The sequence below is a fragment of the Psychrobacter frigidicola genome (assembly GCF_007997305.1).
GTDB classification, from domain to species: Bacteria; Pseudomonadota; Gammaproteobacteria; order Pseudomonadales; family Moraxellaceae; genus Psychrobacter; species Psychrobacter frigidicola.
This window is the reverse complement of sequence record NZ_VORZ01000001.1, coordinates 241,663-255,641: the sequence shown is the minus strand read 5'-3', so window position 1 is coordinate 255,641 and position 13,979 is coordinate 241,663. Positions and strand designations below refer to the sequence as shown.

General features: G+C 42.1%; 11 protein-coding genes. 6 read left to right on the top strand and 5 right to left on the bottom strand.

The genetic code is table 11. The features are described from left to right. The first annotated feature begins 35 nt into the window (after nt 1-35). The 4 genes from ES754_RS01045 (at nt 36) to infA (ending at nt 4,287) form a co-directional block, all read left to right on the top strand. The gene (locus ES754_RS01045; RefSeq protein WP_147221266.1) at nt 36-1,769 is read left to right on the top strand and encodes a FimV/HubP family polar landmark protein; all 1,734 of its coding nucleotides are present in this window, start codon (nt 36-38) and stop codon (nt 1,767-1,769) included. 173 nt (nt 1,770-1,942) lie between these two features. Then, a complete protein-coding gene (locus ES754_RS01040) occupies nt 1,943-3,052 on the top strand; it encodes an asparaginase (RefSeq protein ID WP_147221264.1) in 1,110 nt (369 codons plus the stop codon). Between the two features lie 53 nt (nt 3,053-3,105). Beyond that, nucleotides 3,106-3,954: a tRNA pseudouridine(38-40) synthase TruA gene (truA, locus tag ES754_RS01035; RefSeq protein ID WP_147221262.1), complete on the top strand. Its 849-nt coding sequence runs from the start codon at nt 3,106-3,108 to the stop codon at nt 3,952-3,954. 108 nt (nt 3,955-4,062) lie between these two features. Then, nucleotides 4,063-4,287 carry a translation initiation factor IF-1 gene (gene infA, locus ES754_RS01030; RefSeq protein WP_147221260.1) on the top strand — a complete coding sequence of 75 codons (225 nt, stop codon included), beginning with the start codon at nt 4,063-4,065 and terminating at the stop codon, nt 4,285-4,287. A 355-nt stretch (nt 4,288-4,642) separates the two neighbouring features. Here the strand turns inward: infA and ES754_RS01025 are convergent, their stop codons facing one another. The 5 genes from ES754_RS01025 to leuC form a co-directional block, all read right to left on the bottom strand. Beyond that, on the bottom strand, nt 4,643-5,890 hold the full coding sequence (locus tag ES754_RS01025; protein ID WP_147221258.1) for a L,D-transpeptidase family protein: 1,248 nt from the start codon (nt 5,888-5,890) through the stop codon (nt 4,643-4,645). 266 nt (nt 5,891-6,156) lie between these two features. Beyond that, the gene (leuB, locus tag ES754_RS01020) at nt 6,157-7,260 is read right to left on the bottom strand and encodes a 3-isopropylmalate dehydrogenase (RefSeq protein WP_147221256.1); all 1,104 of its coding nucleotides are present in this window, start codon (nt 7,258-7,260) and stop codon (nt 6,157-6,159) included. A 107-nt stretch (nt 7,261-7,367) separates the two neighbouring features. Next, on the bottom strand, nt 7,368-8,147 hold the full coding sequence (locus ES754_RS01015) for a hypothetical protein (RefSeq protein WP_147221254.1): 780 nt from the start codon (nt 8,145-8,147) through the stop codon (nt 7,368-7,370). 206 nt (nt 8,148-8,353) lie between these two features. Next, entirely contained in the window at nt 8,354-9,004 is a 651-nt protein-coding gene (gene leuD, locus ES754_RS01010) for a 3-isopropylmalate dehydratase small subunit (protein WP_147221252.1), read from the bottom strand. Between the two features lie 56 nt (nt 9,005-9,060). Further along, nucleotides 9,061-10,479, bottom strand: a complete 1,419-nt coding sequence (leuC, locus tag ES754_RS01005) for a 3-isopropylmalate dehydratase large subunit (protein ID WP_147221250.1) — start codon at nt 10,477-10,479, stop codon at nt 9,061-9,063. A gap of 350 nt (nt 10,480-10,829) precedes the next feature. Here leuC and ES754_RS01000 point away from each other — a divergent pair, with 350 nt between their 5' ends. Both ES754_RS01000 and putP read left to right on the top strand, forming a co-directional pair. Next, nucleotides 10,830-11,702 (top strand): LysR family transcriptional regulator, encoded by an 873-nt coding sequence (locus ES754_RS01000; RefSeq protein WP_147221248.1) that lies wholly within the window; start codon nt 10,830-10,832, stop codon nt 11,700-11,702. A 595-nt stretch (nt 11,703-12,297) separates the two neighbouring features. Further along, a complete protein-coding gene (gene putP / locus ES754_RS00995) occupies nt 12,298-13,797 on the top strand; it encodes a sodium/proline symporter PutP (RefSeq protein WP_147221246.1) in 1,500 nt (499 codons plus the stop codon). Nucleotides 13,798-13,979: the final 182 nt, after the last annotated feature.

The following is a 13,979-nucleotide window of genomic DNA, read 5'->3' as shown; positions in this document are numbered from 1 at the left end:
TGCTGTAGACAGTAGTTATAGGCGTGGGAATCTCTATGGATAATATGCTATATATCATTGCAGGACTGGTTATCATTTTGCTGGTAGGAGTCTGGGTGCTACGCAAAAACAAGGCGCAACAGCAGCCTACTTCACCGCGCGCTCAACCTATTAGTGATGACAGAAAGAATACGGCATTCTCTGCGGTACATGTCAACCAAGGAACGCCGACCCAACGCGCAGCTGGTAATGCAACACATGGCGTTACTAAGTTTGATAACCTAACCGTTGCTCAGCGCTTTATGGATCAGCAGCGTTATGATAAGGCAATTGAGGCCTTAGAGCGTGGTTTGAGTGAAAAACCAAATGATGCCCAGCTGTCTCTCAAACTGCTCAGTGTCTATGCACTGACCAATCAGAAAGAAGATTTCTATAGCACTTATGCGACTATTAAAATGCACAATGACGCGTCAACTGTTGAAGAAGCCCAGCAGCTCAAAGATTTGTTAGAGGAAGCACAAGCATCAGCGACATTCGGTACAATGACCGATACCAAAACCAGTATGAATTTAGAGAGTGATATACCTCTATATCATTCTAAAAACTCAACCCCAACTACAGACATCAGTGATGATGACATGTCTTTAGACTTTGACATACTATCACCGTCTACCGAACAAGAAAGTACCTCTGACTCAATCGCTAGCAATAGTATTAGCAGTGATGATGACGATAGCGACGTCTTTGACCTTACTTTAGATGATTTAGAAACAGCAGAACTACAGCAAGATACTTTAGATGATAATTCCACATTTGCACTAGAAGATACCCCTGCCGTTACAGCTACCGATGCCGATTCAAACACCAAAGCAGCCGTATTAGGCCTCGATAATATTAATGATACTAATAGCTTCGATGACACTAACGATGATGGTTTCACGCTCGATTTTGATATGCTCTTGGAGGATATGTCTACAGACCTGAAAGAGGAAAAACAGAAAAATGAGCCCACGCCCACGCTTAGCGATGATGACTTTATTTTAGATTTTGATAATTTGGCTGAAGATGTAGACAATGAAGTTCATGTAGCTACTACGCCAGTAAGCTCAGAGTCCATTGATGATGACTTTACACTATTTATAGATGGGGATGACAACGCTACTGTTCATACTACTACTATTAACGCGCCGACAACTGACACTCAGGACAGTAGCCAAACCCTAAGTTTAGAAAGCGATGTTTCAGAAAGTAGCACTAACGGTACGCCAACACAGCTTGACGGACTAGTTATAGGCCAAGAAGATGTGCCAACAGACAGCGCTGATTTTATTGATTTAAATGTAGGCTTTGATACTGACAACAACCTAGATATAAGCAATAATGAGACAGAATCAACCCCCACCCTAGATAATGACATTCTCACTTTTGACGATGACACTGGCATTGATAGTTTTGACTTCGATATTGATGTTGATAGCACCGATATATTACCAACAATACTCACACCCGTAATTGTAGAAAGTGACAATGTTAATGATGGTAACGATAATGTTAGCTTTGATAGTAAATACGAAGAGTCGTTACCGTCAGCTGACTTTACCGCACAATTTGCCTCAGATTTTGATTTTGTTAAAAACTTAGATAACAATCAAATCACCTTGGATTTAGCGGGTCAGTATCTACAATTGGGTGAATACGATAGTGCCAAACGCCTACTTAATGAAGTGGTTGCGCAAGGTAATAGCCAGCAGCAGCAGCAAGCACAAGAGTTGCTTACTCGTACAGCTTAAGTGATGGGACTCTAAACGACATTTAGATTTAATAGCCATCTTCTATAAGAATAGTCTACATGTTGGCTAACCCTACCTAACAAGCATTCTATAATCATAGACTGCTTGTTAGGTAGGGTTGATTATGATTTATATTATCGACTCTTTCTCTTAATCTCTACTGCGGTACTTTTATGCGCTCACGCACTGCTTTATTATTACACTCTGATAGCAATCCTATTCAAGTCATTTATGCGGGTGGCACTTTTGGTAGCTATGGCAAACCCCTAGCACCTCTATCAACCGCAGAGTTTTTACCAGTTATGCAAGTCTTGCTTGCAGAGCATGAAAGTGCTGCAAATCTACCTGCTATATCCTGGTTAGACAACCCTTTAATCAAAGACAGCAGTCAGCTCAATGCGTGTGATTTTGTTCATTTTTATACCTTATTGTTAGAATCTTATGCCGCAGGACATCGCCAGTTCGTTCTAATTACAGGAACAGATACCTTGAGCTATTTGGGTGCGTTTTTAGCAGAAGCGTTTGCTGGTACTGACTTATGCCTGATTGTTACCGGCAGTATGAGTCCCTTATTAGACAGTGAAATGCTAGAGTCTTATAGCATAAATGCCAATAGCGATGCTTGGGACAACTTGAGTGATGCTCTACGGCTAGCTGCAGCTGGAGAATCTGGAGTCAAAATAAGCTTTGGCGGTGAATCATGGGCTGCACAAACCGTCCAGAAAATTCATAGCCATGATTTTATGGCTTTTACTGGCCATACTCGTGCCGCTTATCCCGCTAATAGTTATCTAAAAGCACTACCTGCTACGCGCAAACAACATTGGCTTGATGACCAGCACGCTGTTTTAGAAGCTATCCAGACTCGTGCTGAGCATAGTAGGGTTCATGCATTATATTGTCTGCCAAACGACCCCGAAGTCTTATGCACACAAATTCAAGCGTTAATATCGCAGCCACCTTGCGGTATTATTTTATTAGGGTTTGGGGCTGGTAATATCCCTTATTCATCAGCATTGGCAGCAGCGCTACAGAGCGCTTATGACTGTGGCCATATGATAGTATGTGCCAGTCAATGTCCGTTTGGCGGAGTCAGTGATAATTATGCAGCTGGCAGTTGGCAATATGAGTATCAAGTGATTGCTGGAGGTCGATTGACCATTCCAGCTATTTATGCTCGATTATTATGGTTATTGCTACGCTACGCTACTGCTGCACGCCGGCGTCAACGCTGGATGCATACGATTAGCAAAACACAAACTACCATCAGCAAACATCGCTAATCAAAAGTACACTAATTAGAATTACCTTATTTACAAATACAATGCGAAATATTATGTCCGACCCTATCCTACTTGAGCCTGTAAAAGCTTCAGAACTACCCACTTATACCTTAGCTATTGCTATTGAGTTTTTGGGTACCAACTATCATGGCTGGCAGCGCCAAAAAGAAGTCCTTGGTGTCCAAGAAGCATTAGAAACAGCCATCAGTAAAGTCGCTAACGAACCTGTAGAGGTGATTGCTGCAGGGCGTACCGATTCTAGCGTCCATGCCAGCAATATGATTGCCCATTTCGTCACCCATGCTTACCGGCCAGCTTATAACTGGCTGCGCGGCATCAACAGTCTGCTGCCAGATGATATTTCATTGCGCTGGGTTCAGCCTATGCCTCCCGACTTTCATGCGCGTTTTGGGGCGATTGCCCGTCGTTATCACTATATTACGCTTAACCAGCCCCAGCGCCCTGCTATTCTTAATCATCAAGTGACTCACATTCATGAGCCGCTTGATTTGGCAGCAATGCAGCTTGCCGCCGCTGATATTATCGGTACGCACGACTTCAGTAGTTATCGTGCTGCTGCCTGTCAGTCCAATCAGCCAGTGCGTACTATTAGCCATGCTAGACTTTTTATGCATGGACAATTTATCATCTTTGATATTCAAGCGGATGGTTTCTTACATCATATGGTACGCAACCTGATGGGCACGCTATATGCGATTGGCAAACATGACTTACAACCAGCGGACTTCCTCAGTATTTTAGCTAAAAAAGACCGCACTATTGCACCGCCCACCGCCTCAGGAGATGGGTTATATTTTATTAATGCTTATTATTCTGAACAGTATCAGCAGCTATTACCCAAAGCTCCTTTAACCCCTATCTGGCTAAATCTGCCTGATTGATATACATAACGCTTACACGCTGTCAAGTAAAAATCATATATTTTGTTGCTTTAAGCCGTTAACTTACGTATAATGTGGGCTTATTTTTCATTGATTGATTATATAATTATGGCCAAAAAAGACGACATTATTGAATTCGAAGGCGAAGTTGTTGATACCCTTCCAAACACCCTATTTAAAGTTCGTTTAGAAAACGGACACGAAATTATTGCCCACATTTCAGGTAAAATGCGTAAGCATTATATTCGTATTTTGACCGGTGATAAAGTTAAGGTCGAGATGACCCCTTACGACTTGACTAAAGGTCGCATTACTTATCGCGGTAAAACCTAGTTATTAAGTTATATTCGCAATACATAAGCCTTTGAGAACAGTACTTGTTAACAAGCAGCACCTATTCATAAGTGCTGTTTATTAAGCTACGGGCGCCCGTAAGCATGATTACAAGTAACAAGCATACACCGTTTTAATAACTGGATATTCATTGGTAACTAAGAATATATACTGATGAGTTGCTGGTGTTATTGTTAGCCTTATATTTTTACCATGCCATCAATCTTATCTTTGTTCATTTATTCCTATTTATAAAAAATACCGCTAATCTTCAGCGGTATTTTTTTGTCTAAATTTCTTAACTGACTTACCTTTTTATTAAAATGCTTGGAAGCATATTAAAACTTCACAGCTGCTATTGAAATTCAACCGTCGCATCATTGGTAATGGTCCCTAGTAAAGCCAGCGCATCCCAGTTGGTTAAGCGTACACAACCAGCGGACGCTTGACGACTGATACGCGCAGGATCTGGTGAGCCATGAATACCATATGTAGGTTCGCTCAGTCCAATCCAGACCGCTCCCACTGGGTTATTAGGGCCTGGTGGAATAATTAACTTACTCCCATCCTCGTTAGTATAGGTATAATTCGGTTCATGAACCTTCACTTTTACCGTGTGCGTGCCTGTAGGTGATGGTGTGGCGATACTACCAACGGTAGATGGATAGCTGGCAACCAAATTATTCTCATCATCATAGGCATACAAGGTTTGCGTCGTTTTGTCAGCAACGACTCGACTAACTGACTTGGTATTTGGGTTGCCGGGGTTATAAACGGTAATAATATCACCCGTGTTAAAAGTAGCCTTAGGGTTCAATGACTTAAGATAACTCTCGCTCATATGAAATTTTTCCGCCAAACCTTCTAGTACACTTTCATAGTACATGCCGTCAAGCTTGGCTTTTTCTGCTGCACTCGCAGGTATGGTGGTGGTCTTAATATAAACGTCGTTATCACTAAGTATGTAGTTGGCCAATACTGGCTGCATGTTTAATTTACTATCTTTAGTTAATGCCTGCCATGTTTCCATATTTAAAGTGTTCGTTATAGGTAACCCTTGCGCTTTTTGAAAGGCTTGCATGGCTTTAAGCGTATTTTTGCCCCAATACCCGTCTACGGGACCAACGCCGCTATGTTGCCAGTTCAATAAAGCTTGCAGCTTAGTGCCAATGGTACGGTCTATCTTTGCACCAACAGTCCAGTTAGCAGCGTTAACTTGTTGGGCTGCCTTTGGTAAGTTTTCTGTATTATATTGAATAGTAGGCAAGAGCTTATTGAGCAAGGGTACCGATTTATTAGTGCCAGTGAGCTGTTGGCTAAGCTTGTCGGGCTTAACGTTGACTTCATTGCTATTGTTTACAGCTCTGTTAGGCATACCCTCAGTTGTAGAACCATTTTCGTCAGCATCGTTGCTGCCATCTTGATTGGTAACTGTAGCTGATAAGTCTGCTACGGCAGTAAGTGATTGGATTGATTTTGCCATCCTGTCCGGCGTTTTAGCTGGTATATTGGCACTTGTATCAGCAACACTATGACCCATAAATAATACAGAAGATAGCCCAACCATTCCTATCGCTGTACTAATTTTTGTTAATTGACGCATGAATTACTCCCAAAATTATTCTTAGTGTGTTACCTACCTTTCTGTATTATGAATAATGCCATACCAGCAGGTTATCCTGTAAGAGATTTGTGTTAATAAACGCTGACTCATACGTTAACTCTATTCATGCTAAAGCCTAACCAAAAGGTACGATAAAAACTCAGAATTAATACTAATATTATAGATAGCCATCAAAAAACCCATAAACTGCCAAGCAATTTATGGGTTTTTAGCTTTTAGTCTCTAATATTTATTAAAAATGTGCGTTATATTAATTTAGCTAATACGGCGGCGCCCATTTGTTTACAGCCCACTTGGATAAGTCCAGCTTCATTTTTATCTAAAATATCAAGGGTACGCAGACCATCATCAAGTACGTCACTGACTGCTTGTTCAATAGCGAGCGCGGCCTCTTCGTGTTTGAAGGTATAACGCAGCATCATCGCAACTGATAAAATAGTCGCTAATGGATTGGCTTTGTCTTGTCCGGCAATATCAGGCGCTGAACCATGACAAGGCTCATACATGCCTTTGCCTTGCTCATTAAGGCTGGCGGATGGCAGCATGCCAATTGAACCCGTCAACATGGCGGCTTCATCGGATAAAATATCACCGAACATATTACCGGTGACCATGACATCAAACTGCTTAGGGTCACGAATCAGCTGCATACAAGCATTATCCGCATACATGTGTGACAAGTTCACATCGCTATAATCTGACTCTTGCATCTTTGTTATTGTCTGTTTCCACAGCTCAGTGACTTCTAAGACGTTGGCTTTATCTACTGAGCATACTTTAGCTGGTTTTCCTGAGGCCTCAGCGCGGGTTTGTGCCAGCTCAAACGCAACTTTACCAATACGCTGAATCTCGCTAGTGCTGTATACCATCGTATTATAGCCTTGCTGTTCGCCATTTTCTAATGTGCGAATACCACGTGGCTCTCCAAAATAAATACCGCCCGTTAATTCACGAACAATAAGTAAGTCCAAACCTTTGATAATCTCAGGTTTAATACTTGACGCGTTTACCAGCTGCGGATAGAGTTTCGCCACGCGCAAGTTAGCAAATAAGCCCAGCTCACTACGGATTTTAAGTAGGCCACGCTCAGGGCGTTTGCTACGCTCAATGCCATCCCATTTAGGCCCGCCCACTGCCCCTAATAATACGGCATCAGCTGCGCGGGCACGGTTTAGAGTTTCTTCTGGCAACGGCTCACCAGTGGCATCAAATGCCACACCACCGATCAAACCAGACTCAAGGGTCAAACCCAACGCAAACTTGTTATTGACGGCTTGCAGCACATCAATCGCTTGGGTCATAATCTCAGGACCAATGCCATCGCCTGCTAATGTTAATATCGTTGCCATACTAATCCTTGTGAGTAAATGAGCTATGAGATGTACTATATAATGATTGAACGCAATGATAATGCGATATTAAGTAATATAAAATGCAAAGGCAATAATATTACTTATTAGCCTTTAGCTTGGTTATTAACTTTTAATTTGGCTGGCGCTTTATTGACCACACGCGTTTCTACAAACTCACCCTGATGCTCAGTATCTAATTGCTTACAAAAGCGTCTTACTAAGCTACTGTCTTGTAGCAAGTCAATGCATAACGGTTCAGGCGAAGCAGTATCTAATAGACTGCCTGTTGCTTGGGGGGATTTTTGGCGATAAGCGCGTAGATGATAAATACCGGGCTGCATGAACTCATGAATCATCGCAAAACGCTCGACATAGCCGACGTTATTTTCAGGATAAAAATTGAGATGCACTTCGCGCTTTGCGGGTTTTACTCGTACATAGTAATTGGTTAGGCCCTTCATACCGGACGCAGATAACGGCACCACCTTTACCGATTTTTGGTTTAATAGTGGCGTCATATCTATATCTACTGGTGCTGTCTTATTTAGGGTTTGTGCTTGCGCGCCTTTATTAGGCTTGGCATTATTTAGTCCGCTGCTACCGCTTATATTCGCTAACATAGCGGCATTTACAGGTTTATGGGAGTCAGGAGCAATCACCAGCGTCTGATCAATTTGGGTAATCTCACAATGATAGGTTCCTAAACAGGCGATATTCACCTCACCTGCCACAGGTTTAATTTTTCCTGCCCATGACTCAGCATTTTCCGCTTGGTCTATCTGCTGATAACCGGTCAAAGATTGGCAGCCAGACAAAGCCAATAATGATAATAAGCTGGCAGCGACAGCCATGCTTGTAAATGCAGCGTAACGTTTTTTATTCATAATGGCGGCTACTACTCTTATAAAGGTGAGAAAGTCTTATAAATATGAGGAAGCATATAAATCTAATTATAGCCTATATATTGCCACTCATTTTATCCAGTTCATCGTCATAACTCAACGCTATAGGCCTAACTGCATTCTTTTATTTCTATCTATCTTCATGACAGTGTGAATAAATAGACCAACCACTATGTTTGTAAAAATAACTACGCTTGCACCTCATTGAATATCCAAGGCGTCTTTTGCATCATCTTACCTTCATAAGCCTTGATGGCATCGCCTTGCTGCAATGTTAAATCAATATCATCTAGACCATTTAATAAGCAATGTTTACGAAAGGCATCAACTTCAAATGAATATTCTTCACCCGTTGGCGTAATAACGACTTGGCGCTCAAGATCAGCGCTCAGCTCATAGCCTTCGATAGCAAAGGTCTCTTGCATGAGTTTATCAACAATGGCTTCATCTAAAACGATAGGTAACATACCGTTCTTAAAGCAGTTATTATAAAATATATCGGCAAAACTTGGCGCAATAACCGTACGAAAACCATATTCTGACAGTGCCCAAGGTGCATGCTCACGGCTAGAGCCACAACCAAAGTTCTTGCGTGCGAGCAAAATATTAGCACCTTGATAGCGTGGTTGGTTTAAGACAAAATCTGGATTAATGATCCTTTTGCTGTTGTCTTGACCCGGATAGCCGTCATCAAGATAACGCCAGTCGTCAAATAAGTTGACCCCAAAGCCAGTACGTTTAATAGATTTTAAAAACTGCTTGGCAATGATTTGATCAGTGTCAACGTTCGAGCGATCAAGTGGACAGACGATGCCAGTTTGGACATGATAGGCTTGCATAAATATTTCCTATAAATAAAATGTCTTATGAAAAGATAAATAGCTAGTGCATATCGTTAAAACGTACGCACATCAACAAAGTGACCGGCTAATGCCGCTGCTGCTGCCATTGCTGGACTCACCAAATGCGTACGTCCGCCCGTTCCTTGACGACCCTCAAAGTTGCGGTTAGAAGTTGAGGCACAATGCTCTTCAGGCTCAAGCTTATCGGCATTCATCGCCAAACACATTGAACAACCCGGCTCACGCCACTCAAAACCTGCATCGGTAAATAAGACGTCCAAGCCTTCTGCTTCCGCTTGTAGTTTTACTTGTCCTGACCCTGGCACTACGATGGCCTCTTTCACAGTAGACGCTACCGTACGACCCTTAATGACTGCCGCCGCATCGCGTAAATCTTCGATACGAGAATTGGTACAAGAGCCGATAAATATCCGATCGAGCTGAATATCAGTAATTTTTTGACCAGCCTCTAAGCCCATATAAGTATAAGCACGTAGCCAGCCTTCTTCCTGTGCTGCATCTACTGCTTGCTCAGGCATCGGTACAGACTGAGTAATATCTACGACCATCTCAGGGGACGTACCCCAAGACACTTGTGGGGCAATTTGACCTCCATCAATCTCAATAAGGGTATCAAAGACCGCATTGTCGTCTGAGTATAAAGTACGCCAGTACGCTTCTGCTTGTGACCATTGTTCATCTGTTGGCGCATAAGGGCGACCTTTTACATAGTCAATCGTGATGTCGTCAACCGCGACCATACCGACGCGCGCACCCGCTTCAATCGCCATGTTACAGACCGTCATGCGCCCTTCCATGCTCATATCTTCGAACACTTCCCCTGCAAACTCAATCGCATGACCCGTGCCACCAGCAGTACCAATTTGCGCAATAATAGCCAGCACCACATCTTTTGAGCTCACGCCAGCACCAAGCTTACCGGTAACGCGAATCTGCATATTTTTCATTTTTTTAGCGATCAAACACTGGGTAGCAAGGACGTGTTCAACTTCAGACGTACCAATACCATGTGCTAAGCAGCCTAGTGCGCCATGAGTTGCTGTATGCGAATCACCGCATACCACCGTCATACCCGGTAATACCAATCCTTGCTCAGGACCAACGACATGCAAAATACCTTGACGGGCATCATTAATCGTAAATTCTGCAATATCAAACTTCGCACAGTTATCATCTAAAGTCACTACCTGCAAGCGTGACACTTTATCTTTAATACCCGCCACGCCCTCTAGCCGCTCTTTGGTCACCGTCGGCACGTTATGGTCAGGGCTTGCGATATTAGCAGAGAGACGCCACGGTGCTCTATTGGCCAGCTCTAGGCCTTCAAACGCTTGCGGGCTCGTCACCTCATGTAATAGATGACGGTCAATATAAATGAGGCTTGAGCCATCATCACGTTTAGTAACTTCGTGAGCATTCCAAAGTTTGTCGTATAAAGTTTGACCGGCCATGTTGCTATCCTTTATTGGTTGCTAGTTGCTTAAGAGGCTATATCTGCTCATATATTTATCAGCAAAGTCTTTAAGCGTTGGCGTTTTACAATTATCTGAAATATCTAATCTTTAAGCTATCTGGTATTTGAACTATTCGTTACTGGCACTGTTAACCACTGGGTTATGAAGAAATATTATTGACACAATAAAATATCAAAAACTCTCTTCTATGTCTTGTGATTATAACAGGCTAATCCTATAATAATAATTGATGATTTTTATCTATTCACAAACTTTTATTTCTAATACTTTATGAATAGGTCAGCCAACTTTTATTTATAGCTTAATTAATAGCTAAGGACACCGGTTTGAATACCACTAATCTGACAACGTTTGTGACCGTTATGCAAGTAGGCAGTATCTCGGGTGCTGCAGAAAAGCTTTTTATCACCCAGCCTGCGGTAAGTAAGCGTATCAAAAATCTAGAAGAAGAATTTAAAATTACCTTGTTTGATACGGTGGGTCGCGGTATTGTTCCCACTCAAGCAGCAAGTGAGATGCTACCGCATGCCAAACGCTGGCTGGATGACTACGAAAATTTTAAGATTAATCTGCAACATTCCAAGAAAATCGTATCGGGCAAACTGGTCATAGGTACTAGTCATCATATTGGTCTGCATCATTTAGCGCCGGTATTGAAACACTTTATCCAAAGTTATCCAGCAGTACAGTTGGAAGTGCATTTTGTAGATTCAGAAGAAGCACATAAAGCGGTGCTTGATGGTGACTTATCCCTAGCCTTTCTGACGCTGCCACCTGTATATGACAAGCGTCTGACCTATCATACCTTATGGTCAGATCCACTCTACTTTATGACCGGCACGCTATCGCCGCTGGCACAAAAGACCAATGTAACTCTAGAGCAACTGGCACGTTATCCCGCTATTTTGCCTTCTGCAAATACCTTTACCAGTCAGATCACTTTAGCAGAGTTTGCCAAGCATAACCTGAAACCTTATGCCACGATGAGTACCAATCCACTAGAGTCTATTCGTATGTTGGTATCGGTTGGACTAGGCTGGTCAGTGCTACCGCAAACTATGATTAGTCAGGATTTAGAGCGTATCAATATGGCGGATAACATTGAGCTTCAGCGTTATTTGGGCGTGGTTATTAATCCAAAATTGACGCCTTCTAACAGCGTTACCGCCTTACTTAACCTTCTTGCGCCTATTGATTAACACCAAAAGGTTAAAGAGACTACCTTGTTTAAGAGTATAGGTTGAGGATACTGCTAAATAGCCACAATTCGCAATTGAACTTGCTATACGTTATAATGCGTCCTAATTTAATGTTATAACATATAATTACTAGAACCGTACTGATGGTTACTTTTTGAATGTTTTGAGTAAGGTACTATGGCGAAAAGGCTATAAATATCTTTAAAGACATTGGGTGATAGCGCTATATGTTAGTACCTTTTATTTTGCATGAAGGGACTATTTATATTTTATAAAATATTGTGATACAAAATATGACACTGTTTAGCAGCGGGGCTAAGGGTTTTAAATGATTGATGTTATACGTGGCTACGCATTAGACATAATGATGTGACAATTTTACTGATTAGATTCGTAAGTAAAAGGTAGCTCGACAAGAGGATAAAGTAGTATCAACCCTATAGAACTAACAGCAAATTTTTATCCTAAAAAGCCATTATGTCTTACTTAATGGCTTTTTTTGTCTTCAGATGTCGTCTTTAGATATGTTTTTTAAGATTATGGTCTTACCGTCGAATATTATTACAGCCAACTATGTTGGTTAAGGACAGTTTATATGAACGGAGTTTCTAGTGGCGTGCTGGTATCGCTTGGCGCCTATTTTATTGTAATGATTGGGATCGGCATTTATGCCTACTTTAAGCAGTCTAATGACTCAGAAGGGTATATGCTTGGCGGTCGTAACTTAGGGCCTGCAGTAACAGCGCTATCTGCTGGTGCCTCAGACATGTCCGGTTGGTTGTTACTTGGACTGCCCGGTTACATGTATGCTGACGGTGTCGTCAGTATCTGGATTGCGCTTGGTCTAACGACAGGTGCCTTTTTAAACTATATTATTGTGGCCCCACGTCTGCGTGTTTATACCGAGATTGCAGACAATGCCATCACTCTTCCCGACTATTTTGCCAACCGCTTTGAAGATAAATCGCACATGCTACGCGTCATCTCAGCAGTGGTTATTATTTTATTCTTTACCGTCTATACCGCAGCCAGCTTAGTTGGTGGTGGTAAGCTTTTTGAAAGCTCGCTTAATTTATCTTATAGTACTGGTCTTTGGGTTACCGCCGGTGTCGTTGTCGCTTATACCTTATTTGGTGGTTTCTTAGCCGTCTCAATGACGGACTTTGTACAAGGTGTCATCATGTTATTTGCGATGGTGATTGTACCTGTGGTTGCGTTTACTGACCTTGGCGGAATTTCAGCTACGACTGCTGCTGTCAGAAACATTGACCCGAACTTACTAAATATTACTAGCGGCATGACAATTTTAGGCATTATTTCATTGTTAGCTTGGGGCTTAGGCTATTTTGGTCAGCCACATATTATCGTACGCTTTATGGCCATTCGTTCAGTTAAAGATGTTCCGACCGCGCGTAATATCGGTATGAGCTGGATGATTGTGAGTTTGCTTGGTTCTTTAGCAACTGGTTTTGCTGGTCGTGCTTATGTACAAAAAACAGCGATGACGTTAGATGATCCTGAAACTATATTTTTAGTATTCACGCAGTTCTTATTTACGCCATTAGTCTCAGGATTCTTATTAGCGGCTATTTTAGCAGCAATTATGAGTACGATTTCATCACAGTTATTGGTGGTATCAAGCTCACTGACAAAGGACGTTTATAAACTTTTTTTTGATAGAGAAGCATCAGAATCCCGTCAAGTAATGGTCGGTCGTATTTCTGTGGTATTGGTCGCTGTGGTTTCTATTCTATTGGCCTCTGACCCTGAAAGCTCTGTACTTAGCCTTGTATCCCATGCATGGGCAGGCTTCGGTGCTGCATTTGCACCATTAGTGGTGTTCAGTTTGACATGGCGCCGTATGAACCGCAATGGCGCCGTTGCTGGTATGGTCGTTGGTGCACTAACTGTAATCTTATGGGTCTACGGTGGCTTTGAATATAATGGTATGCCACTCAATGATTGGTTATACGCTATTGTTCCTGGCTTTGCCCTCAGTACTATCGCCATCTTTGCGGTTAGCATCATGACAGGTGCTCCAAAACCTTCAGTCTCAGCGAAGTTTGAAGAGATGGAAAGCATCATAAAAGAGTAAGTTCAATAGCTATTCTATGATAGCTATCACCTTAATCTAAACTAACAACCCTCGTTATCATTATGATAGCGAGGGGTTTTTTATGGGATACTATGACAAATGTGCCTGACACACCTGAAGTACAGACCTAAAAAAGCGACCTACAAGAGGTCGCTTTTACATTATGCACAATGTAAATAACT